The sequence below is a fragment of the Bacillus sp. M13(2017) genome (assembly GCF_002218325.1).
GTDB lineage: Bacteria > Bacillota > Bacilli > Bacillales > Bacillaceae_G > Bacillus_A > Bacillus_A thuringiensis_K.
In genome coordinates, this window is the sequence record NZ_KZ268512.1 from 134,232 (window position 1) to 156,821 (window position 22,590).

The following is a 22,590-nucleotide window of genomic DNA, read 5'->3' on the forward strand; positions in this document are numbered from 1 at the left end:
ATTTTATCCAATCTGAGAAGCCTCCCCCTCATACTTCTCTCTCCCAATCGCCTTCATAAATAATAAAATACTGCTCATACCCACGATAAAGTACAGAGCACTCATGCCCCAAGATGCAAGAAATGAACCTAGCATAACACCTAATGCTCCGTTCATTTTTGCCACTTGAAAGACCATTCCGTTAATCGCCATGTATGAGCCTCTTGCCTCATTTGGCACCATATCTGCCATAATAGATTGACGTACTGGCACATACATCATCTCGCCTACCGTTTGGAACAGCCCTGCAATTAATAAAATCCATAAACTATTGCTTGTTCCGAGTATTGTAAATCCAATCGTGTAAATGAATAAGCCTACATATAAGATTTTCAAATCATTGAAGCTTTTCAGCATTTTAATAAGAAGTGCTGAACATAACACAACTAAAATTGTATTCTCTGCAGAAATCCAGCTCAACATGCGAATACCTGTTAAATCAAACGTAAAACCATCCCCGAATAAAAAGTGCACCGTTTCAAATTCCTTCTGCAAACGTACCCCTAAATAATTATTAATTTGAAACTCTAACGATAATGTACATATACTCGCTGCACAAAAAATTAAAAATGCTTTATCTTTCATCACGACTTTATAACTATCTACCATATCTTTTAATACATTTTTCTTCTCCACCGTTTTTCGTGCTACATACACTTCTTCCATATACACAGCCATCACATATAAAGTCATAATGGCAACAAGCGTTAATACGATAAACAATTGTAGTCTATAGTTTTCAAATAGTAATCCTCCAAATATCGCTCCAATGGCAATCGATAAATTAATAGCCCAGTAACTAATGCTGTACATCACTTTTCGATTTTCAGGTGTACTCACATCAATTAACATCGCCTCTGTCGCAGGATTCATAAGTCCAGACCCTAAACTATTCACTAACATAAACACAAATGTTAGCCATGGTGAGTCAATGTAATCCGAATTCGCAACTCCCATACAAGCAATGGAAATGACTTGTATACTTTGACCGATAATCATAACCTTTTTACGCCCAAGCCGGTCTCCAACATATCCACCGTATAAACCAATTACTAATGAAGCTATGACATTAATGAGTAGTAACGCACCAGCAATCGCACTACCTAACTTTATTGAAAAATAAATCGCCATAAATGGAAAAATCATCGTGGACACAGTACGTGTTAAAAATGATGTTATAATTCTAATTTTTATATTTCGATGCATACTCCAAAATCCCATTGTTTCCCCTCCTTATGCTTACTTATTTTACTTTGAAAAAAAGGAAGAAAAGGGTTAGAATATTCTAAAGAGTTTCCCCTTTTATGATAGAAGGAAGTGTATATATGAAAATTATGGACTATTACATTAGACTAAGACTACATGCACAAGATCAACAACATATGCGAAATAGCTTACAAGAATTAGCGGATGTTTTATATTGCAGTACGAAAAACGTAAAGATTTTATTAAAGAAAATGAGCGAGGAGCAATTAATTAGCTGGACTCCAGGGCGAGGCCGCGGAAATAAAACGGAAATTCTATTTATACATAATTTCGTAGAAGCGATTGAGTCCTATACAGATGAACTGTTAGCGAAAGAAAAATTAAAAGACGTTTTTCTTCTTTTAAAAGGTCCCCTCCCCCTTGCACTTCAAAAAAAGATAGAAAATAAACTACATCATCATTTTGGATACGAACCTTCAAATGATATGTACGACGTATTAAAGATTCCTATATCGAGAAAGATATTCCCATTAGATCCGGCTTTTGTGGCTGTAACTACAGAGAGCCATCTTACGAGTCAAATTTTTGATACGTTAGTCGTCTATAACGATGTTACTGAAAAAATGGAGCCTCACATTGCGCATACGTGGGAATTAAGTGAAGATGGACTTACGTGGACCTTTTATTTACGAAAAGATATATATTTTCATAACGAAACAATTTTAACTTCTAAAGATGTACAATTTTCATTTGAAAGACTAAAACAAGTTCAATCCCCTTTCGAATGGTTAACAGAAGAAATTATTCAAATTGAAACACCATCACCACTGCAAATTCAATTCCATTTAGCAAAACCAAATCTATTTTTCTTACACTATGTAAGTTCAATGCAGCTCGCAATTTTACCGCGTGATGCTAGTATTCAAAATAATCATTATATAGGTACTGGACCTTTCAAACTTGCTCATTACTCTGAAGATAATATCGTACTCGAAGCGTTCACCCATTATTTTAAAGAGCGCGCGTTATTAGACCGTATTGAATTTTGGGGTATTCCTGACCATGTGCAAATAGATGCTGATTATGAACTACCAAACGAAGAGGAAAATGAAAGGCATGATATACAAATAGAAGAAATAGGCTGTATTTATGCTGGCTTCAACTTTACAAAACCTGGTCCTCATCACGACATTTACTTTCGAAAAGCTTGGAGAGAACTATATGATGTTGAAATGATACTTCGTAACATAGAGGGTAGACGAACAATTGCTGCATCAAGCTTCTTCCCTGATAGAAGCCGCCAAGCTACTAAAAGGTCCTACTCTTTAGAAAAAGCGAAAGAGTATTTAAAAAAGAGCACCTATAACGGAGAAACGATTCATATTTATTTCTTCGCATTTAAAGACAGTGCAAATGACGCATATTTCCTAAAAGAACGTTGCGAACAATTAGGCATACATGTAGAACTTCACCCATTTCTCGTTTCAGATTATATGGATCGTTCTATCGATACACATGCCGATATTATTTTCATGGGAGAAGTATTTGCTGCTGACCATGAACTCGCATTCTTAAATGTGTTTAAAAATAAAAGTTGCTTCGTAAATCGGTTCATGGATCCGCACTATGAAAAACAAATTAACTGTTTACTTGATACATTTTTATTAGAGGAAAATAAAGAAGAACGCTATGAGCTCATGTATGAAATCGAAGAATTTTTACAAGTAGAGCACATCATTTTATTTAACTATCACGTTTTAAAAAGAAAAACATACCCTTCTTCTTTAAAAAACGTAACAATTGATTCATTCGGCTGGGCAAATTTTGCGAAGTTATGGATACAGCCATCCATGTATTAACATGCAAAAAAGCCCCTTACAAAAAGGGGCTTTCCAATCATTCTTTATTCTCATTACTTCGCAAAACTTCCAGCCAACTGTTTCTCTCTCCACATAAATGTAATGCCGAGACCAACTATTAAAACAACGCCTGAAAATGCATATGGATAATGAATATTCATATCAAATAATATTCCGCCCATCGCTGGTCCTGCGATATTTCCTAAACTCGTATAAGTCGAGTTCATCCCAGCAACGAATCCTTGCTCTTTTCCAGCTGCTTTTGATAAAAACGTCGTTAAAGCTGGACGAAGTAAATCAAATGCAAGGAAAATAAAGCACGTAACGAGAAGTACAATCCAATAATTAAAGACTACAGTTGAGACGAATGCTAACACTGCACCTACAATTAAACATATTTGAATTAATACTTTCTCACCGAACATGTCTACCAATTTGCCAAACATAAATACTTGCACAACTACCCCAAAGATTGAACTAATTGTAATAATTGCTGCGATATCTTTCGGTGTGAATCCAAATTTATGATCAGAGAACAGACTAAACACAGTTTCATATGCTGATAATCCGAATGCGAGTACAAATACGATAATAAATGCAATTGCATACATTGGATGTAATGATTTCTTTAAATCACCAATAAAGCTTGATTCTTTCGTATTAGAAGAAATCTCTGCAAGCTCTTCTTTCGTTAACGGTTCTTTTAAAATAAATATCGAAATCACACATGCTATAAAGGCAATTGCTGCTGCAACAAAAAACGGCACACGTATACCGTATTCTGCAATAAATCCGCCGATTCCAGGCCCTATAATGAATCCAGTACTAATAGCCGCAGATAAGTATCCCATCGCCTTTGGACGTTCCTGAATAGATGTAATATCCGCAACATATGCCGTAACACCAGGCATAATAAAAGCAGCACTAATTCCGCCTAACACCCTCGCTACATAAAGCATCCACACATCTTTTCCTAATCCAAAAAGAAGCTCTGAAACACCAAAAATAAATAATCCAATGATTATCATTTTCTTCCTACCGTAAAGATCAACCCACCGGCCTGTAATAGGTGAAGCAATAAGCTGAGCCATTGCAAACACTGCAACGAGATACCCCATCGTCTTCCCTGTTAAATGCATGTCATTCATAAAGGACGGCATAACCGGAATGATTAATCCAATCCCTAGAAAAGCGATAAATATATTACTCAAAAGAATGACCAGTACCATCTTTTGTTCTTTTATCGGTTTCTTCACTTTTAACACCTCTTCCCGTAAGCTCCTCTCAAAAAATAATGCCCAAGAAGCTTTTTCTTTATCCTGCTATTTGTGGGCTAATCATGAGTAGAGATGCCTCCACTCATTAGAATTTCACTCTATCCTTCCACACATACATAAGTATTAGGTGAATGACTATCATTCATTTTTCCTCAAAAATGAACCTACCTTCTCAGACAGGTTCATCTTACTACTTCTTTATATGTAGTGCATGTGTTAAAAAATCTAGTACTTCTTCCTTTTGCAAATCCACCTGCTCATCATCTTTATGATCATATAAATACACTTGTTCCGCTGCTGATTCAACAAGAGCGATAAATAACTTCGCTGTTCGTTCTGCGTGAACCGAATCACGAATTTCACCAGCTTCTTTCGCCTCACTTAAAAATTCGCTTAACCACATATAAAGAGGCTCATATACAGCTTCCCACTCTTTTATATGTTCAGTAGATGCAAGACCCGCATACATTAAAGCTTGTATTTCACGGTATTCCTCAATAAAGTGAAACACCGCATCAATTACTTGTGCCACTTTATTTGAAAAAGGTACATCTTTTTGTACTTTTTCTTTCACTGCAAGTATCATCTTTTCAACCATCACTTCTGCTATTGCAGGCATAACAGATAGCTTAGAAGGAAAATATAAATAGAAAGTTCCTTGCGCAATGCCAGCTAATTTCACGATATCAGAAATCTTCGTTTTTTCGACGCCCTTCTCCTGAAACACTTCAATAGCTGCATAGACAATTTTCTCTTTTTTATTCATCATCTAAACCCTTTCACACGCATATTGAATGACTGTCACTCATTTTATAAGATAATCGATTGTACTGTCAATGATAGTGAACTCTAAGAGGAAGTCATTTTTTTATAATAAAATCTCCTAATAAACAATTAGGAGATAAAAATACAATATATCTTTAAGAAAGTGCCTTTAATCCTGTCACTCCACATACAATAAGAAACACACTAATGATACGCGCTTTACTTTTCGACTCACCAAACAAGAACATGTTTAACAAAACTGCACCTGCTGTTCCGATACCAATCCAAACCGCATACGCGACACTTACTTGTAAAAATAAGAAGGAAGTATACAAAAATGCGAAGGATGTAGCAAACCCACCGATATAAATCGCACCATTGGCTAATGTCTTATCTTTACTATACATTTTAAGTCCTATCACACCGACTATTTCACTAATTGCAGCACAAAATACGAAAAACCAACCCATTTTTAAGCAGCTCCTTCCACAGTTTCTTCTTTATTATCAGCTAGCTTTAAACCGATAACGCCAGCTACAACCATCACGATAAAAAATAACTTCCCTACACTGAAACTTCCACCGAAAAGAAATACATCCATTAAGAAAGTACCTACCGTACCAGCTCCGGCGAAAACAGCATATACAGTCCCTGTTGCAAGATGTTCACACGCTTTAGAAAGGAAGTGAAAATCAACAGCGATAACTCCTAAAATAATAATCCAATGCCACCAAGTATTGGCTGTATTAAAACCAAACACCCAAAAAATTTCAAAGATACATGTTAATATGACATATAACCAAGCTTTATTTTTCATACCTCTCACCTCTTATGACTGACTATCAGTCATTTTTGTTTTAAAAAAATATACTCTTTCATCAATACTATATAAAAACAACTATCATCCTCATTTACCATTGTATTTGTTCCATTTCTAAGCTAACTGCATCCTGTCACATAAAAATGACTGAATGTCATTCATATATATTGTACATGAACATTTTAAAAACTGTCAATGCCGAAAGTTTATTTAAAATTTCTTTCATCCGATTTGTATATTTCCTAATAATCTGTCAATAATGCTAGTAACATAATATTTTCTCCACTCCCCCTTGGAGAGATCCCTTGAATGGAGCAGTTAGCTTTTGCTAGCTGCTCTTTTTTCCTTTTATTTCATCCAACATATCGAATCATCGCCACCTCATCACAATAATCAACCTTTGGACAATGTCTACAATCAACCCATACTTTCTCTGGTAGCGCATCTCTATTCACAAAATCAAATCCACACTTTTGAAAAAATTCTGTTTCATATGTTAAAGAAATGACTCTACTTACTTTTATTTTCACTGCTTCATTTATTACATGATTCACTAACATACGCCCGATTCCTTTCCCTGCATATGTATGCGAAACGACTAACGACCGAACTTCTGCAAGGTCCTCTCCTAATACATGTAAACCAGCAACTCCAACAACTTTCTCTTCTTCTTTCATAACATATAAACATTGTAAATATTGATAAAGAGACAAAAGAGAACGTGGTAAAACAACTCCCTCTTTTGCATAAACCTCAATAAGACTATAAATTTCTTTCACATCACTCGTAACCGCATTACAGATTTTCATATGCTATCCCCTTGCCCCCGATATTAATATTTATAACCTAAAACGAATTTTAATACATAATTTTATATAATAATACATCTCTCTTTTCTTCTCGTCAATCACTTTATACAAACAAAAAACCAAGCAATCTAATCGATGCTTGGTTCCTCATCTCGTATCGGCAATACTGTTGAATATTTAATTTCACGAAGTGCCAAACTCGTCTGTATCCTTGTAATACCAAGCTTATTCAGCTTTCTAATAAACTGCTCCAACTCTTTACGATCACGATTTGCAACTTTTAATAAATAATCATACTCTCCTGTTAAACAGTGACATTCTAACACTTCAGGCATTGCTTCTAATTCTTTTTCCAGCACTTCCAGTTTATCCGATTGATGAATATTCGTGCTCATAAAAATGAAGCATAACAAATCAAAACCAAGCTTTTCTTGATTTAAAATGGCTACTTGCTTATCAATGAACCCTTCTCCATCTAATCTTTTTATTCTCGCATGCATCGCAGCTGGCGATAAATTAACGCGTCGCGCAAGCTCTGCATTACTTACTTGTGATTCCTTCTGCAATATATCTAAAATTTGTACGTCTAAATCATCTAACACTTTAATAACAGACGATTCCATTACAATTCCTCCTTTTTTCTTACCGATGATTATTCGAAAAAACAACTTATAATTTATATAAAGCTGAATATTTTTCTATAAATATCATTTTAAACTAAAGATTTTATCAAGTTTTCACAATTATACAAAAGAATATATTACATAATAAAGAAAAATGCTAAAATTATTTACAATTCGTATTGATTACAAAAAAGGGGATTTTTATATGCCTTATTTTTATGTCTTTTTATTATTACTAACGAGCTTATTATGGGGAGGAAATTTCGTCGTTGGAAAATCACTCGTCGATCACGCGTCTCCGATGACACTTACAAGCTTAAGATGGATGATTGCGATCGTTTGTTTATTACCGATGGTATGGTTTAAAGAAAAGAAAATCATTCCACCTCGCGCTGCCATACTTCCGTTAATACTCATGGGAATTTCAGGGGTCGCTCTTTTTAACATCTTTCAATTTCTAGCACTAGAAAAAACATCCGCAACGAATGTAGGACTTATTTCTACATTAAATGCGATTTCCATTGCACTATTTTCTGTCTTATTTCTAAAAGAAAAAGTAAATACACTTCAAATTTTATCTATGATTCTTTCATTCTTCGGGGTGATCCTCGTCCTATTAAAAGGTGATTTCTCGCTTTTATTTTCACTACATTTTAATAGCGGTGATTTATGGATGATTGCAGCGGTTTGTATTTGGGGAATCTATTCTGTTTGTAGTAAATGGGCAACAAAAACAGCTACACCACTTATGGCAACGTTGTACTCTGGTATTTTCGGCGTTATTTTATTACTACCGTTTAACATAGGTAGCTTCACTCTTTCAAATATAAATACTTCTTTCATCACATCACTTTTATATACTGGACTTATTTCGACAGTTCTTTGTATGGTATTTTGGAATATTGGCGTACAAAAATTAGGCGCAACTACATCAGGTATTTTTCTAAACTTCAATCCAATTTTCACAGCCATTTTAGCATTCCTTTTCCTCGGTGAAGAATTAACGTGGATACAAATTTTAGGGACAATTGTCGTTGTAACAGGATGTTATTTATTTTCTCATTTCAAAACTGTTGCCGTTCAGCCAACTAGACCTTTAATACGAAAACATTCTTAATGAAAAAACATCGTCATCTGGGTTGGCGATGTTTTTATTTACTCTTCATTTCTTTTATATACTGCTTTTCCTCTTCTGGCGATAAACGTTCCGTCGCCTTGCCAGTATCTCCACCTTGAAGGCTCCATAAAAAGTTATGCTCCTCAACAGTTTGAGAAAAATCTCCTTTTTCCCATCTATTTATAATAGAAAATAACTTCATTTTATATTGAAAACCTGTACTATTTTCAATATCTCTTTTTACATTAGAAATCTCCTTTTTTGTCATCTCTACAAATCCCCATTTTTCAGAGGATTTTACCTTTTGGTGCACCATTTTATGCATAGTAGAAATAATTTCACCTTCACTAATTTGCGGAGCTTCTTCTGCAGCTTTTTTCTCTTTTTCGTTTGCCGCTCGCTCGATTTGAATATTTTTATTTTCTTTTTCCACATATGCAAACAATTTCTTTCCGCCAACTATAGACGAGAAAATTACTATAATTGTAATGCATATACCTACGATCCATTTAAAAAGCATTATCTCTTCATCGCTTCCCTAACAATATGACTATCTACATATTGCTTAAACTTCACAATTTTTCCGTTCTCAAGTTGCCATACATGAACAAATTCTGCTTCAAATGATTTTCCCGTTTCTTTATAAATTCCTGAATAAACACCTTCAGCAATAATTACATCTTTTCCGTTTACTTCATGATACGTATTTACACTTGCTTTATAATCATCCCATTCTGATCCTAAACGGCTAAATACATTTTCCATTATAGCTTCTACGCCTTTATATGTTCCGCCATACGGGAACCCTTCTGCCTCTGTCCATTCCACTTTTTCAGAGAAGGCTTCTGCTAAATGCTTTGCATTTGAAGAAGCTGATCCTTCATACGTGCTTTTAATAATTTCTAAATTTGATTTAGGCATATTACTTCCTCCCGTTTATTTATTTTTACACAAGACGTAACCAATGTAGTTACATCTTGTGTAAAAAAATATTTAAATTGTTTCATTCGTAATTCATTAGTTGTAATCATTATAGTTACAATATTTCTTCAAGTCAACATTTATAAATAAAATTTACTTCGTTTTCATTACTTTCTCTTTTAAGAAACGATCTACATATCCTTCTGCTTTTACTACGAATAAATACGCACCCATTGATAATAATGCAAGATCTAATTCATATCCTGGATTCTTTCCATCTCCTAATAAACCTGCTGCTCCATTTACCTTTACGATAGCTCCAGCTAAAATAAGAGCGAATAACAATCCTACATATCGTACACCTAAACCGATAATTAATAATATACCACCAACTAATTCAACTGTTGCTACGCCGTATGCAAGGCCACCTGGTAAGCCGATGCTTGTAAACCATCCTGCTACGTTATCGATACCTGATTGAAACTTCGCTAAACCGTGCGCAAAGAACGTTACTCCTAACACGATACGAATAATTAAATTCCCAATATATTGGTTCATTTTGAACTCTCCTTTTCGTTTTGTTATAGTGAACTTTTATTTACAAGTCAAAACAATACGGTATTTCAATTCATTCGTCAAATACTTTTTTAAAGAAAACAAAAAACATTATCCCTTTTACGGATAATGTTTTCTTACAAAATAGCGCTAATTCAAGCTTTTACTCTATCGCACAAAAAAGTTGAAACATTTTTCCAGCGCCAACATACGGCAATAAAGAAATATCCTCTTCTACAACCATTCCAACAACATTCACTTTCTCATCTACAGGTAAATCATGTGTGGCAACTTGCATCTCTCCTGCATATCTACCGTACAATTCATTATCAATTGTAATGCTACCTTTCTTTCTTACAATTGTATGCATCGGCTGTAACATCACTCTATTTCCTTCCCTTGATTCTACAGATCGAATAGCATCACGAGACGGATCTAGTCTATTTGTATGCACTTGCTCCACCACTTTTAATACTTCTTTATCAGTTATAAATGATTTGTAATGCAATGGAATAATCCCTCTACTCGCACTAGCTACTTCTTGCATACTTTCTAAACTTGCGCTTATATCTCCAATCAATACTTTATCAACACCACAATCTTGAACAAGTTCTAAGTATGCTTCAAGCGGGCGCATATTGCGATGTTTTTCTAAAGTCGGTAAACCTTCATATAACGGACCACGTTTTTCCGCATCTCCTGGAATAAATGCCATCGTCTTTATTCCGCACTTCTGTAAATATTGATTTTGCTTTTGTAAGAAGGACTTTGCTAGTCCTGTTTCTGGACGTGGGTAAAAATTATGCCATGCTTCTACATTCTCTACTCTTATATGTTCTGCAAGTAATTCTTTCCAAAATGACTTTGTAATCGTACTCGCATTTAAAGCTACTTTCATCTTATGAGATACGCTTGCAATTTCTTTTGGCGCAATGCCGTAATCCATTCTTAAACCGGTAATACCCCAGTCCAATAGCTCTTCCACATTTTCATATGTTAGCCCTAAATGGTGTAACGATTTTGGAGAAACATCAACCATTAGCTCCATTTCATGTGCAAAAGCTTGTTTCCCTAATATTTGAATTAACTCTTTATACGTATTTGGATCATCTTCTGGAATGTGCAGTGATGTAAAAATAGATGTAAACCCATGTTCCTTCGCTACTTTTAGCCACTCTTCTTGTTTCTCTACTCGTTCTTTTGAAAGATAAATGGAAACTCCGATCATATAAATCTCCCTCTCTATTAATAGAAAAAGAGAAAGGAATCCCTTTCTCTATATGTTTTCTGCCATTTCTTCTTTAAATCCGAAGAAGTACGTAAAGATAAATCCGAAAGCATATGCAATTACTAAACCTAAGAAATATAGTAAATATTTATTGTCAGCAATTAACGGAATTAAAGATAGCCCTGATACGCCAATTCCAAGAGAAGCTGTTTGCATAACTGCTTGGAATGCACCACCGACAGCCGCTCCTAAACAAGCAGTAATAAACGGTTTCCCAAGTGGTAATGTAACCCCGTATAATAGCGGCTCACCAATTCCTAAAAAGCCAACTGGCAATCCACCTTTAATTACATTTCGAAGTCGTTTGTTTTTTGTTTTCACATAAATCGCAATTGCTGCGCCCACTTGGCCAGCACCAGCCATTGCTAGTACTGGTAATAAAGGTGTTACGTGTGTTTGATTAATAAATTCCATATGAATTGGTGTTAAACCGTGATGCAATCCGACCATAACGAGAGGTAAAAATGTTCCCGCAAGTACTGCGCCAGCAAATGCTCCGCCAATATTTAAAATCGCATTAATTCCGCTCGTAATACCATCTGATAAGAAACCTGCTAATGGCTGAATGGCTAACATTGTTACAATACTTACAACTAATACAGTAATGAGTGGTGTCACGATAATATCAACTGCATTCGGCACTGCTTTTCGAACTTGTCTTTCCACTACAACCATAAGCCATGCTGCAAAAATAACTGCGAATAATCCGCCCCGTCCGGGCACTAATGCTTCACCAAACAATTTTACGTTTGCCATCGCCGGGTTGAAAATTAAAATGCCAGCAATTGCCCCAAGAACCGGTGTCCCGCCGAACTCTTTCGCTGTATTCCAACCAACTAAAATTCCTAAGAATGTAAAGATACCGCCGCCAATGAGTAGTAACATTTGTAACCACGTTGCATTTGGATCAGCACCAGCGTTTTTCGCAAAGTTAGCAACCCCGTTTATAATTCCTGACGCAACAAGTCCTGGAATTAACGGAATGAAAATACTTCCTATTTTTCGTAAAAAGTTTTTCACCGGTGTATTATTTTTCTTCTTAATCTCTGATTTCATCTCTTGCCCAATATCTTCAAGGTGATGATCTGCTATCTCACCAATTCGTAGTCCTGTTAAGCCTTCCATTTCAGCTGCTACTTTATTTACTGTTCCTGGACCAACGACAACTTGAAGCGTCTCATCTTCTATAACACCCATAACGCCTTCAACTTTTTTTAAAAGGTCCATATTTACTTTACTTTCATCATGAAGCGTTAATCGTAGTCTCGTCATACAATGAGCAATACTACGAATATTTTTTATTCCTCCAAGTTGCTCCGAAATTTCCTTGGCCATTCTCTCTTCTTTCTTCATAATAGAATCCCCCTCCCTATTATTTTATAGTGCTTTCTTCACAAACCCTTTAGCGTATTTTAGTTTCTCCAGTGCTTCCCCATATTCACACTGCAACAACACCATAACAATGGCAGCTTTTACGTTACGTTCTGCCTTTTCATAATACTCTGCCGCTACTTCATAACTAGCGCCTGTTGCTTCCACAATAATTCGTTTTGACCGTTCTACTAACTTTTCATTTGTGGATTGAACATCTACCATTAAGTTTTTATATACTTTTCCTACACCAATCATCGAAGCTGTTGAAATCATATTCAACACTAATTTTTGTGCTGTACCAGCTTTTAAACGCGTTGATCCTGTTAATATTTCTGCACCTGTCTCTACTTCCACATTTAACTTTGCATATTTACTTATTTCAGCATTTTTATTACAAGAAATACTCGCTGTACTCGCTCCTACACTCTGTGCGTATTTCAAGCCGCCAATTACGTAAGGAGTTCTGCCACTTGCAGCAATTCCAATCACTGTATCTTTCTCATTTAATCCAATACTTTTTAAATCTTCTTCTGCTAACTCTTCGCGATCTTCGGCACCTTCCACCGCTTTAGTAAACGCTTTCAATCCACCTGCTATAAATCCTTGCACCATTTTATCATCCGTGCCAAATGTCGGCGGACATTCCACTGCATCTAGAATACCTAAACGACCACTCGTACCAGCACCAATGTAAATTAAACGTCCCTCTTCTTCAAAAGATTTAATAACAGTCTGTACAACCTTTTCAATTTGTTCTATCTCTTTTTCAACTGCTAACGCAACAGTTCGATCTTCTTCATTCATACTTTGCAACACTTCTTTTATGCTCATCTCATCCAAATTCATTGTTTTCTCATTACGATGTTCTGTCGATAAATTTTCTAACATATTGCCACCCTCTTTGAAATTATATTTCACACTTTTATTATAACTTTAAGAAACTAAAAATCAATTACTCTTTCTTATTTTATGAAATAAAATTTCACGACATGACATATTTTTGTCAAAGATAATAAAGTGAAACTTTAATCAGTGTGGGTTTTGTTCATCCCCACTGATTATTAGCCCGCACCAATCGGGCATTTACGGGCAGTTGATCCCCACCTAACTTTCTTTGCTTCCGCTGAATTTTGAAGTGAGGGTCTTACTGCCCGGCAAATAGGGGGATAAAAAAAGATGAGTCTCCTCATCTTTTCTTCTACTTTAACTTCCGTAACCGCAACGCTTCTTCTCGTGTCTCCATAAATTGATTCAATACTTTATTACCAATTCGATTGAAAGTAATCACATATAAAGCATCGATCATATTCAATTGCGTCATTCTCGAAGCAATACTCGCAATACGATGATCTTGTTCTACATCTGGCATACAAAGGCGAATATCCGCTTCTTTATATAACGGTGATGATTGATCTAGTTTCGTAATTCCAATAACAGTTGCACCTTGTCTCTTTGCATACTGCGCCATTTCAAGCACATCTTTCGTTCGACCAGATGTTGAAATCGCAACAAATATATCGCCTTCTTTTAAATTCGTCACAAGCGGCAACATCATATGAAAATCAGATAGCATCATCGCTGTAAATCCGAGCCTTGTAAATTTATAAGCTCCGTCCATCGCCGGAGTAGCTGATCCGCCTACTCCATAAAAGATAATTTTATCGGCATTTACAATACGATCTGCAGCTTTTTCAAGTTCTTTTTTATCTATCGCCGTCACGCTCGCCTCAATTGCAGCTTTATTCACATAAGTAACTTTATTAAATAAATCATACGGTCCATCTTCTGTATTCATCACTGAAAAATCGTTAATATTATAATCAGCAATCGTTAATTCACGAACGAGTGCTATCTTAAATGCTTTAAAACTTCCGATTCCAATCGATTTACAAAAGCGAACGACACTCGCTTCACTTGCGCCTGCATTCGTTGACACTTCTTTCGTCGTTAAATTCGGTACAATCTCTGCATTCTCCATTATGTACATGGCAACCTTCTTCTCAGCTGGTGAAAATTGATCCATATTACTTTCAATTTTAAATAGTAATGTTGAAGCTTTCACTATTTAACCTCCACTTCTTACGGTTGCGTTCACTTATTTTCTCTTGCTTCAAGAAGGTAATAACCATCATCGCCAGGAGGATGAAACACATTTACAATGCGATTCCCTTTTTGATAAACAGTTCTTTCCCCTTCTGTCCACTTCTTTTCCCAACCGTTCATCCAAATCGCAACATCAGGTAAAAAAGCAGTATATTTCAGCTTCTGACCGTACTCACCATCTGCTTCTTCCGAAAAAATAGAAACCGGAAAATCTTTCACTTTTGATTCTTTCCATGCAGTAAATGGTATACATACTGCAATAAGTACGATTACACCAATAACCTTCTCCTTCGTAATCTTCACACTTCCCTCTCCTTGTCATATCACATACATAGATTTTACCATAATTACAAACCCTTCATGCTATATGATCATTGCTTTTGGGAATAAAAAAAGAGCTTACCTACATCAGATAAGCCCTTCCTCTCTATACAAAATATTTCTTCAAAAGTGGCGGTGTAATAATCGTCGTCAATATAACAACAATAACAATCGCTGTGAAATTTTCTTTCGCTAATAAATTCGCCGTAAGTCCATTTGCAGCGATGATAAGCGCTACTTCACCACGTGATACCATCCCCGCGCCAATACTAATAGAAGATTGGAGATTAAATCCTGTCAGCCTTGCTCCTAAACCTGATCCGATTAACTTTGTGAAAATCGCAATGAGAGTCATAATAATAATGAACCAAAGCTGGCTTCCAATACCTTGAAATGTAATTTCCATTCCGATACTTACGAAGAATACTGGAACAAATATTGCATAAGCAATCGGTTCAATTTTATGTTCCACTTCATGCTTATACTCTGTTTGAGAAATAGCAATTCCCGCTGCAAACGCTCCAATAATACCTGCAATTCCCATCATTTCACTGTAATAAGAAAAAGAGAAACAAATAATAAGAGCCGCGCTAATTAACGCTTCTGTTACACGAAGCGGTACAAGCATTTTCATAATCCAAGGAACGACTTTCCAAGCAATAAAAACAATACTTACAAAGAAAATAATTTTCTTTACAATGACAAGTGTTATATTCACATCTTGTGTTCCTAAAAAACTCATTACAAATGCCAATAAAATAACGACAATGACATCATCAAATACGGCAGCACCTAAAATTGTTGTACTTTCTCTCGTATTCATTTTTCCTAGATCACGTAGCGTCTGGACCGTAATACTAACCGATGTTGCGCAAAGTAATAACCCTAAAAAAATGGCATGGGACTGTATTAATCCAAACAGCAATCCTGTTACATAACCACCGATGAAAGGAAAAATAATTCCACCGGCCGCTACTGCAAACGACGATTTCAAATTCCGATTTAACTCTTCTAAATCTGTTTCAAGTCCCGCCATAAACATAAGTAACAAAACACCAATCTCACTCAGTTCATCGATCAGTTCAGAACTATTAATAATACCAAGTACAGCCGGACCGATAATAATACCGACAATTAACTTACCAAGTACAGAAGGCTGACCAAGTCTCACACTAATGTCACCAGCTAATTTCGTACAAAGTAAAATGACGACAAGTTCAAAATAAAATAACATAGCATCTGCTCCTACTTTAACTTTAATCAGTGGGGTTCTCCATCCAAGTAGATTATTAACCCCCGTCCATTTCTGCAAGTAGTTTCCCCTATTGATCCGCATTTTATTTGTCATATTTTTATTTGACAAAATATTCTGAATTATATTAAGATTAATCCAGCAATTTTAAAAAAAACTACATACCATAACTGCACCTCCACTTCCTTACTTACTCTTTTTTAATGGGCTCATACTATAGTCGCAGTTATGGAAATAAAAAAATGGGGGGAGAGTCCAAAGTGAAGTCATTATTACGAAAAAAAGCGCTTAGTACTGAATCACCAAAGCAGCTAGATAGAACATTAACTGCACTCGATTTAACATTTTTAGGAATCGGCGCCGTAATTGGGACAGGGATCTTTGTATTAACAGGTATTGTTGCAGCAAAACATTCTGGTCCTGGTATTATGCTATCATTCCTTATTGCTGCATTTACTTGTGCTTGTGTAGCCTTTTGTTATGCTGAATTTGCTTCTTCTATTCCTGTCTCAGGAAGTGTGTATACTTACGCATACATGACAGTCGGAGAAGTTGTCGCCTTCATCGTCGGATGGTGTTTAATGCTCGAATATTTACTTGCCGTTGCAGCAGTAGCTGTCGGTTGGTCTGGTTATTTGCAATCTTTACTACAAGGGTTCAATATACACCTGCCCGCCATAATCGCCTCAGCCCCCGGCGTAGGAAAAGGTGGTCTCATCGATTTACCAGCTGTTTGTATTTTACTCATCATTACTGCCCTTTTAAGTTTTGGTATACGCGAAAGCGCACGCATTAATAATATTATGGTTCTTATCAAGTTAGCCGTTATTATCGCTTTTATCGTAGCAGGCGCAAAATATGTAAAACCTGAAAACTGGACACCGTTCATTCCATTCGGATACGACGGTATTATTACTGGCGCTGCCACTGTGTTTTTCGCCTTTTTAGGTTTTGATGCAATCGCAACCGCTGCGGAAGAAACGAAAAAACCACAGCGTGATTTACCAATTGGTATTATTGGTTCCCTTCTTATTTGTACTATTTTATATATGATTGTATCTTTCGTTTTAACAGGTATGGTTCCTTATACACAATTAGACGTTTCTGATCCAGTTGCATTTGCATTGCACTTCGTTGGTGAAGATGCAATTGCAGGACTACTCGCTGTTGGAGCGATGACTGGAATGACGACCGTCCTCCTAGTCGTGATGTATGGACAAGTTCGCGTTTCATATGCGATGAGCCGTGACGGTCTACTTCCAAAAGCGTTAGCACGTGTAAATAAAAGAGTAAAAATCCCTTTATTAAATACATGGATTACTGGCGTCATTGCCGCTTTATTAGCAGGCCTTTTAGACTTACATTTGCTAGCGAATTTAGTAAATATCGGTACATTAACAGCCTTTACATTCGTTTGCTGCGCTGTACTTATTTTACGAAAAACACATCCTGACTTAAAACGTGGATTCCGTACACCTTTCGTACCTGTACTACCAGTTGTCGCGATTCTTTGCTGCTTATATTTAATGATCAATTTGTCTAAAACAACATGGATTAGCTTTGCAGTTTGGCTTATAGTCGGCTTATGCTTCTATTTCTTCTACTCTAGGAAACATAGTCATTTAGCTAACGAAAAAACAGATGATGAACAGAAAAAAGCATAACAAAATAGCTCGCCGATAAAACGGCGAGCTATCTTTCTGTATTATTATATTTTTTCGTTAACGATTGTAAAATGAAAAATATGCCGATGCAAGCTGTAAACCATGCCCAATTTCCTATTGGTGTCGAGTATTTGACCATTCCAATACCCACAAGCACTAAGAAAATAATCACCTGATATATGAGCTTCCATTTTTGCATATATTCCCTCCTTTACTTCGTCCCCTTCTTTTTCTTCTTCCAGGCATTCAAACTATCAAAGAAGAAGTTAATAAATAACGTTCCTAATCCTGCTAATAAAAACGTCATTAAGAATAAAACCCAAATACTTTTATCTTTTAATAAATAATATCCTACAAGGAGCACAACCGCGATCCATACATATTCAAGAATTCTTTTTAGCTTTTTCTGTTCCAAATTATTCGCTCCTTCTTTATATGCTACTTTTAGTATAACAAAAAAGAAGCCTATCATGATAAGCTTCTTTTCTTCTCTCTTATTTGTTCATACTTTTTTCAACGAGTGAAATCGCATATTCCATCGTACGATTCATCGTTTCTACTTGTGTATCTTTTACTTTCGCATCTTTTAACACAGATTCTGCTACTGTAATTTTTTGACTCAATGATTTCACTGAACCGTCCATTACATTTGCAGCTTGCGCTTTTTTCACTACTGCTTTTGCAGATTCAATATTAATTTGTAATTTTTCTTTCGGTGTTTTCGGTTGTTCTACTACTTTAGATTGTACAAATGTTACATTAGCTGTTTTTAATTCGTTATACGTTTGAACGATTTGCTCTCCCGTACTCCCTACATTTTCAAATGCTTGCTTTGCTATGTTAAAGCTTTTCTCTAATTCTTGAAATGCTTCTTTTGAATATTGACCTGGCTTGTCACCAAACTCATACGTACCAGCTAACACTTCTTTTACTTTTCCAAGCTCTTCAAATAGCGCATTTACTTGCTCTAACTTCGTACGGTTAGAAAACTCATTGTACGCTGCTAATACTTCTGAAGAACTTAAAGCTTTACTATATAATTTTGCTAACGCGATTTGTCCATTTAACGGAATACTACCATTTCCGTTACTATCAGGATCCGCTCCAAATGCAAATGGTACGTTCGGGTTATAAACTTTCCCTTGAGCTGACTGACTATTTACTTTTTTACCATCTACGTAAATTGCCACTTCGCTTCCGTTATATGTTCCTGTTAAATGATACGTTTTGTTCGCTTCCAATTGAACGCCAACACGTTTGTAGCTACCGCCAATGTGAGCCCATAATTCAACATATCCACTTCCTGTAGACTCAAAACCAATTCCGCCGCTCTCTGTATTTTGCAAAATACCTTGCCCGCGAATTTCATTCATTGAAAACACAGTTTCTAACGTAAACGTATTTGCTATTTTCTCTTTTTGTGCTGCTGAAAATGGAAGATATCCAAATGTATTTGCTTTTCCGTTTAACTTCATAGCATTCTTCTTCAATGCTTTATCATATTCAATAACCACATTGCCCTTCACATCACCTTTTGTACCAAATGGTGAATTGTCTTTAAATGTACCATCTGCAAAGTTTACATCAAAAACATCCGCTTTTGGTACTTTCACATTCGGGTCAATATTATCTTTTTTTGTAGTAATTTCTGCTGTTAACGGCTGCGCGGTTTCATTGCCAAATGAATCAATCGCAACTACTTCAAGTGTATATGTTTTCCCACCCTCTAACCCAGCAAGCGTAAACGTAAGATCTTTTGGTACTGGATCACGATAAAACTCTGAGAATGCTAATAACTTGTTTTTAATCTCTCCCGTTTGTTTATCCTTCGCTTGTACGCGATACGAATGAACGAGAAGGTTGTCCAATGCTTGTGGGAATGTTACTGTTGCTGCATTTTCTGTTACATTTGATACTGATAACTTCGCATCTGTCGAAAAAGATGGTTTTTCTTTATCACGATCTTCTACATGTGTAAAAGTTTCTTTCTTTGCTGGTAATTTAATTTTCCAAGGCTCACCTGTCCAAGAATTTGTATGGAAATCACGACGATTAATCGTTACTTCTTTATCGTCTACTTCTACTAATAAACCTTGGCTTAATGCACGCGATTCTAAAGGAATATTCCCTTGCACTTTACCGCCCTCTACCTCCATATAGCTTACAGAAGACGTACCAACAGATGTAAAGTCTTTTTGATGAATCGACCTTGGATCATCTAATGGATAATGTGAATGACCTGAAAACGTAATGACTTGTGGGTATTCTTTTAATACTGCATTAATTTTTGCACTATCCTTCGTTCCCCATTCTTGGCTACCGTACACTGTATCTTTAATATGTTGATGTAAAAATACGAAAATCGGTTTTTCTGGGTCATCTTTTTGCGCCTTTGCCATCTCTTCTTTTAACCAATTAATTTGCTTGTCCGAATAATACCCATGTGTCGTTTCATTTTCTGGAGACATTACGATAAAATGATAACCTTTTACCACTTTATGATAATAAATTGATTCCATACCTGTTTTTTCTAAGAAACGCTTCTGTGCTCCCTCTACGGATAAACCGTTCCAATAATCATGGTTACCTAGAGAATTCATTCGTACCGCATCTTTATTTGCATTGTCATTATACACTTGCATGAAACGATCATATTGCTGCACAGACCCTGAATCAGTAAAATCTCCTACAATTACGAACGCATCTTGCTTTGGTGCAAGCGTATTGAACTGTTCAATCGCTCTTTTCCAGCGAAACATATCATCTGTTCCACTATTTTTAATATGAACATCACTTACAACAGGGAAAACTATTTTCTTCTCACTTGGTGCCTTTTCTTGCTTTTTCTCTTCCGCTTTGACTGATGTACTCCACGGAAATGATACAAATGCTAATACAAAAACCATTAATAATCCAATAAGGCCTTTTACTTTTCTTAAAGCATTTCTGTCCACGTGAATCCTCCTCATAATAATTGATTCATTACAAGGGCTATTTTATCTAATACATGTTAATGTCGTTTAAATAACAAATGAACTTTATTAGATTTTTGTAAATATACAGTTAATTAGAAATTAAGTCCAACATTACTTGTACTATTGTATACAACCACCTTTTGTCTAAAAGAGTCTGATCATTCTTTTCCTATGACTATTCACATATAATCTTTTCTATAACACTAATGATAAGTTAAGGTTTAAGCCTATTAGACAATCTTAATTTTTAATATTTCCTTCTTTTTTTAACACATCGGCCATACTTTTACATTTAATAGTAGTAAAAGACAACTTAAAAGGAGGGGTTGTATTGAAGAATAAAAAAAATATTGGCTGTTTCGCTCCTTTATCTATTATTTGTCCAGACCCTTGTCCACCGTCCCCTCCTCCAAATCCAAATTGCGAGCGAGTAAAAAATGAATTTGCAGGGAATTTCCTCATAACTAATAACACCATCCCCTCTGCCAAAGATGCATCACAATCAATGATACTATGGCAAAGTGATGGGATACTACTTATATCAGGTACTGTCTCGGTTTACAATAGTACTAGCAGCACCGAAGCAATTACAATTCAAATCATTGGAACAGTAACCAATATTTTCACTGTGTTTCCTGGTAATACAATATCGTACACAGGAAAAGACCTACAGTCGATCAATATTATCAATATAACAAGTAATCTTTCACTATATTTAGAAGGCAAGTACTGTTGCGAATTTACATGTTGCTTATAGAATACCAATTTCATTATTTCCTTAATATAAAAAGCATACCGTTCACGGTATGCTTTTTATGAGATTGGATAACGTACTGTAATACAAAACTCTCCTTGATTAACAGTCGTTCCTGTCGTAGTAATTCGGACAGTAGTAAAATATCGGACAGTGAAAGTACCACTACTTTGTGGTTGTACAGTAATTGTATCAACTACTGTTGCACCTACTAAAAAATCAACTGTAATCGGGTTGGCACCTACATCATATTTCACATAACCTGAACCATATACTTCTTGCGTGATATTATTTGTATATACAATTTGAGTACCAGCACCTGTAATAGACCAGTCTGTACATACTTGATCTTGCACAAGTGTTTTATTAGAACAACAAGACAAACTGGAACTTCTCATTCCCATTTCGATCCTCTCCTATTCTGCTATGAAAGTGGATAACGTGTTGTAATACAAAATTCTCCCTGATACGTTCCAGCAGGTGTTGCAGGTAACACAACTTGTATAATATCAAAACGACGATACGTAAACCCGATACTCGTTCCTGGATTTAATGTTTGTGTATCTATTACAGTACCAGCAGAATCAAGTACCTCTACAGTAATTGGGCCTGGTCCAACATCATATTTAACAAAACCAGTACCAATTACGTTTTGGTTAATATTATTTGTATAGAGAACATTATCAATTGCTGTTGCAACTACAGTAGCAGACCACGGACTACACACTTTATCTTGCACATAATTTTTATCTGGACAACAAGTTAATGCTGACCCTGAGCACTCACAAGACATAGTTGTTTCCCCTCTCTCTTTTATATTCCCTATATGTGTATGTCCCTCAGAGTCTTTTGCCTGTACTATTCATCT

At 35.8% G+C, this 22,590-nt stretch carries 26 protein-coding genes; 4 read left to right on the forward strand and 22 right to left on the reverse strand.

What is annotated here, in order from left to right; all coding sequences use genetic code 11:
- Positions 1-3: 3 nt before the first annotated feature.
- On the reverse strand, positions 4-1,260 hold the full coding sequence (locus CGQ22_RS23935; RefSeq protein WP_000508200.1) for an MDR family MFS transporter: 1,257 nt from the start codon (positions 1,258-1,260) through the stop codon (positions 4-6).
- 83 nt (positions 1,261-1,343) lie between these two features.
- Here CGQ22_RS23935 and CGQ22_RS23940 point away from each other — a divergent pair, with 83 nt between their 5' ends.
- Positions 1,344-3,104 carry an SgrR family transcriptional regulator gene (locus CGQ22_RS23940; protein WP_139032709.1) on the forward strand — a complete coding sequence of 587 codons (1,761 nt, stop codon included), beginning with the start codon at positions 1,344-1,346 and terminating at the stop codon, positions 3,102-3,104.
- 53 nt (positions 3,105-3,157) lie between these two features.
- On the opposite strand, the gene CGQ22_RS23945 is transcribed toward CGQ22_RS23940, so the two are convergent.
- The 6 genes from CGQ22_RS23945 to CGQ22_RS23970 all read right to left on the reverse strand — a co-directional run bounded on the left by CGQ22_RS23945 (position 3,158) and on the right by CGQ22_RS23970 (position 7,398).
- A complete protein-coding gene (locus CGQ22_RS23945; protein ID WP_000742946.1) occupies positions 3,158-4,360 on the reverse strand; it encodes an MFS transporter in 1,203 nt (400 codons plus the stop codon).
- Between the two features lie 211 nt (positions 4,361-4,571).
- Positions 4,572-5,150, reverse strand: coding sequence for a TetR/AcrR family transcriptional regulator (locus tag CGQ22_RS23950; RefSeq protein ID WP_002163855.1), 579 nt, complete (start codon positions 5,148-5,150; stop codon positions 4,572-4,574).
- Positions 5,151-5,301: 151 nt separating this feature from the next.
- The gene (locus tag CGQ22_RS23955) at positions 5,302-5,616 is read right to left on the reverse strand and encodes a DMT family transporter (protein ID WP_000539671.1); all 315 of its coding nucleotides are present in this window, start codon (positions 5,614-5,616) and stop codon (positions 5,302-5,304) included.
- Between the two features lie 2 nt (positions 5,617-5,618).
- A complete protein-coding gene (locus tag CGQ22_RS23960) occupies positions 5,619-5,963 on the reverse strand; it encodes a DMT family transporter (RefSeq protein WP_000790626.1) in 345 nt (114 codons plus the stop codon).
- Positions 5,964-6,319: 356 nt separating this feature from the next.
- On the reverse strand, positions 6,320-6,775 hold the full coding sequence (locus CGQ22_RS23965; protein WP_000686671.1) for an N-acetyltransferase: 456 nt from the start codon (positions 6,773-6,775) through the stop codon (positions 6,320-6,322).
- A gap of 128 nt (positions 6,776-6,903) precedes the next feature.
- A complete protein-coding gene (locus CGQ22_RS23970) occupies positions 6,904-7,398 on the reverse strand; it encodes an Lrp/AsnC family transcriptional regulator (RefSeq protein WP_000446105.1) in 495 nt (164 codons plus the stop codon).
- A gap of 205 nt (positions 7,399-7,603) precedes the next feature.
- Here CGQ22_RS23970 and CGQ22_RS23975 point away from each other — a divergent pair, with 205 nt between their 5' ends.
- Entirely contained in the window at positions 7,604-8,515 is a 912-nt protein-coding gene (locus CGQ22_RS23975) for a DMT family transporter (protein WP_089149456.1), read from the forward strand.
- 34 nt (positions 8,516-8,549) lie between these two features.
- On the opposite strand, the gene CGQ22_RS23980 is transcribed toward CGQ22_RS23975, so the two are convergent.
- The 9 genes from CGQ22_RS23980 to CGQ22_RS24025 all read right to left on the reverse strand — a co-directional run bounded on the left by CGQ22_RS23980 (position 8,550) and on the right by CGQ22_RS24025 (position 16,389).
- Positions 8,550-9,035: a PRK06770 family protein gene (locus CGQ22_RS23980; RefSeq protein ID WP_089149457.1), complete on the reverse strand. Its 486-nt coding sequence runs from the start codon at positions 9,033-9,035 to the stop codon at positions 8,550-8,552.
- On the reverse strand, positions 9,035-9,436 hold the full coding sequence (locus CGQ22_RS23985) for a nuclear transport factor 2 family protein (RefSeq protein WP_001126687.1): 402 nt from the start codon (positions 9,434-9,436) through the stop codon (positions 9,035-9,037). The genes CGQ22_RS23980 and CGQ22_RS23985 overlap by 1 nt, the downstream gene beginning before the upstream one ends.
- Positions 9,437-9,589: 153 nt before the next feature.
- A complete protein-coding gene (locus CGQ22_RS23990) occupies positions 9,590-9,994 on the reverse strand; it encodes a DoxX family protein (protein ID WP_001077751.1) in 405 nt (134 codons plus the stop codon).
- Between the two features lie 160 nt (positions 9,995-10,154).
- On the reverse strand, positions 10,155-11,219 hold the full coding sequence (locus tag CGQ22_RS23995; RefSeq protein ID WP_074593851.1) for a DUF871 domain-containing protein: 1,065 nt from the start codon (positions 11,217-11,219) through the stop codon (positions 10,155-10,157).
- A 48-nt stretch (positions 11,220-11,267) separates the two neighbouring features.
- Positions 11,268-12,632: a PTS transporter subunit EIIC gene (locus CGQ22_RS24000; RefSeq protein ID WP_000711291.1), complete on the reverse strand. Its 1,365-nt coding sequence runs from the start codon at positions 12,630-12,632 to the stop codon at positions 11,268-11,270.
- A 24-nt stretch (positions 12,633-12,656) separates the two neighbouring features.
- Positions 12,657-13,541, reverse strand: coding sequence for an N-acetylmuramic acid 6-phosphate etherase (gene murQ, locus CGQ22_RS24005; RefSeq protein WP_000892345.1), 885 nt, complete (start codon positions 13,539-13,541; stop codon positions 12,657-12,659).
- Positions 13,542-13,851: 310 nt separating this feature from the next.
- Positions 13,852-14,715 (reverse strand): MurR/RpiR family transcriptional regulator, encoded by an 864-nt coding sequence (locus tag CGQ22_RS24015; RefSeq protein WP_000648164.1) that lies wholly within the window; start codon positions 14,713-14,715, stop codon positions 13,852-13,854.
- Positions 14,716-14,744: 29 nt separating this feature from the next.
- Positions 14,745-15,059: a hypothetical protein gene (locus CGQ22_RS24020; protein ID WP_000704958.1), complete on the reverse strand. Its 315-nt coding sequence runs from the start codon at positions 15,057-15,059 to the stop codon at positions 14,745-14,747.
- 124 nt (positions 15,060-15,183) lie between these two features.
- Positions 15,184-16,389: a cation:proton antiporter gene (locus CGQ22_RS24025; protein WP_001174890.1), complete on the reverse strand. Its 1,206-nt coding sequence runs from the start codon at positions 16,387-16,389 to the stop codon at positions 15,184-15,186.
- A 200-nt stretch (positions 16,390-16,589) separates the two neighbouring features.
- On the opposite strand from CGQ22_RS24025, the gene bcaP reads away from it, so the two are divergent.
- On the forward strand, positions 16,590-17,993 hold the full coding sequence (bcaP, locus tag CGQ22_RS24030; protein WP_000838709.1) for a branched-chain amino acid transporter BcaP: 1,404 nt from the start codon (positions 16,590-16,592) through the stop codon (positions 17,991-17,993).
- A 28-nt stretch (positions 17,994-18,021) separates the two neighbouring features.
- Here the strand turns inward: bcaP and CGQ22_RS32160 are convergent, their stop codons facing one another.
- The 4 genes from CGQ22_RS32160 to CGQ22_RS32610 form a co-directional block, all read right to left on the reverse strand.
- Positions 18,022-18,192, reverse strand: a complete 171-nt coding sequence (locus CGQ22_RS32160) for a hypothetical protein (protein WP_001174853.1) — start codon at positions 18,190-18,192, stop codon at positions 18,022-18,024.
- Positions 18,193-18,204: 12 nt separating this feature from the next.
- Positions 18,205-18,408 carry a hypothetical protein gene (locus CGQ22_RS24040; protein ID WP_000435800.1) on the reverse strand — a complete coding sequence of 68 codons (204 nt, stop codon included), beginning with the start codon at positions 18,406-18,408 and terminating at the stop codon, positions 18,205-18,207.
- Positions 18,409-18,487: 79 nt separating this feature from the next.
- Positions 18,488-20,947 carry a LamG-like jellyroll fold domain-containing protein gene (locus CGQ22_RS24045; protein ID WP_139032708.1) on the reverse strand — a complete coding sequence of 820 codons (2,460 nt, stop codon included), beginning with the start codon at positions 20,945-20,947 and terminating at the stop codon, positions 18,488-18,490.
- 261 nt (positions 20,948-21,208) lie between these two features.
- Complete coding sequence (locus CGQ22_RS32610) at positions 21,209-21,457, reverse strand: hypothetical protein (protein ID WP_003300113.1); 249 nt, start codon at positions 21,455-21,457, stop codon at positions 21,209-21,211.
- On the opposite strand from CGQ22_RS32610, the gene CGQ22_RS24050 reads away from it, so the two are divergent.
- Positions 21,342-21,725, forward strand: a complete 384-nt coding sequence (locus CGQ22_RS24050) for an S-Ena type endospore appendage (protein ID WP_231122449.1) — start codon at positions 21,342-21,344, stop codon at positions 21,723-21,725. The genes CGQ22_RS32610 and CGQ22_RS24050 overlap by 116 nt on opposite strands.
- Positions 21,726-21,781: 56 nt before the next feature.
- On the opposite strand, the gene CGQ22_RS24055 is transcribed toward CGQ22_RS24050, so the two are convergent.
- Together CGQ22_RS24055 and CGQ22_RS24060 are read right to left on the reverse strand one after the other, a co-directional pair.
- Positions 21,782-22,126 carry a DUF3992 domain-containing protein gene (locus CGQ22_RS24055; RefSeq protein WP_000525819.1) on the reverse strand — a complete coding sequence of 115 codons (345 nt, stop codon included), beginning with the start codon at positions 22,124-22,126 and terminating at the stop codon, positions 21,782-21,784.
- A gap of 20 nt (positions 22,127-22,146) precedes the next feature.
- Positions 22,147-22,515, reverse strand: a complete 369-nt coding sequence (locus CGQ22_RS24060) for a DUF3992 domain-containing protein (RefSeq protein ID WP_001277538.1) — start codon at positions 22,513-22,515, stop codon at positions 22,147-22,149.
- Between the last annotated feature and the right edge of the window lie 75 nt (positions 22,516-22,590).

What these genes read in the sequence shown, in the direction of transcription:
- murQ (WP_000892345.1), bottom strand. Translation starts at nt 13,541, where the DNA reads ATGTTAGAAAATTTATCGACAGAACATCGTAATGAGAAAACAATGAAT.
- CGQ22_RS23985 (WP_001126687.1), bottom strand. Translation starts at nt 9,436, where the DNA reads ATGCCTAAATCAAATTTAGAAATTATTAAAAGCACGTATGAAGGATCA.
- CGQ22_RS32160 (WP_001174853.1), bottom strand. Translation starts at nt 18,192, where the DNA reads ATGCAAAAATGGAAGCTCATATATCAGGTGATTATTTTCTTAGTGCTT.
- CGQ22_RS23995 (WP_074593851.1), bottom strand. Translation starts at nt 11,219, where the DNA reads ATGATCGGAGTTTCCATTTATCTTTCAAAAGAACGAGTAGAGAAACAA.
- CGQ22_RS23955 (WP_000539671.1), bottom strand. Translation starts at nt 5,616, where the DNA reads ATGGGTTGGTTTTTCGTATTTTGTGCTGCAATTAGTGAAATAGTCGGT.
- CGQ22_RS23970 (WP_000446105.1), bottom strand. Translation starts at nt 7,398, where the DNA reads ATGGAATCGTCTGTTATTAAAGTGTTAGATGATTTAGACGTACAAATT.
- CGQ22_RS23950 (WP_002163855.1), bottom strand. Translation starts at nt 5,150, where the DNA reads ATGATGAATAAAAAAGAGAAAATTGTCTATGCAGCTATTGAAGTGTTT.
- CGQ22_RS23990 (WP_001077751.1), bottom strand. Translation starts at nt 9,994, where the DNA reads ATGAACCAATATATTGGGAATTTAATTATTCGTATCGTGTTAGGAGTA.
- CGQ22_RS23935 (WP_000508200.1), bottom strand. Translation starts at nt 1,260, where the DNA reads ATGGGATTTTGGAGTATGCATCGAAATATAAAAATTAGAATTATAACA.
- CGQ22_RS23940 (WP_139032709.1), top strand. Translation starts at nt 1,344, where the DNA reads ATGATAGAAGGAAGTGTATATATGAAAATTATGGACTATTACATTAGA.
- CGQ22_RS24000 (WP_000711291.1), bottom strand. Translation starts at nt 12,632, where the DNA reads ATGAAGAAAGAAGAGAGAATGGCCAAGGAAATTTCGGAGCAACTTGGA.
- CGQ22_RS23980 (WP_089149457.1), bottom strand. Translation starts at nt 9,035, where the DNA reads ATGCTTTTTAAATGGATCGTAGGTATATGCATTACAATTATAGTAATT.
- CGQ22_RS24055 (WP_000525819.1), bottom strand. Translation starts at nt 22,126, where the DNA reads ATGGGAATGAGAAGTTCCAGTTTGTCTTGTTGTTCTAATAAAACACTT.
- CGQ22_RS24060 (WP_001277538.1), bottom strand. Translation starts at nt 22,515, where the DNA reads ATGTCTTGTGAGTGCTCAGGGTCAGCATTAACTTGTTGTCCAGATAAA.
- CGQ22_RS23960 (WP_000790626.1), bottom strand. Translation starts at nt 5,963, where the DNA reads ATGAAAAATAAAGCTTGGTTATATGTCATATTAACATGTATCTTTGAA.
- CGQ22_RS23965 (WP_000686671.1), bottom strand. Translation starts at nt 6,775, where the DNA reads ATGAAAATCTGTAATGCGGTTACGAGTGATGTGAAAGAAATTTATAGT.
- CGQ22_RS23975 (WP_089149456.1), top strand. Translation starts at nt 7,604, where the DNA reads ATGCCTTATTTTTATGTCTTTTTATTATTACTAACGAGCTTATTATGG.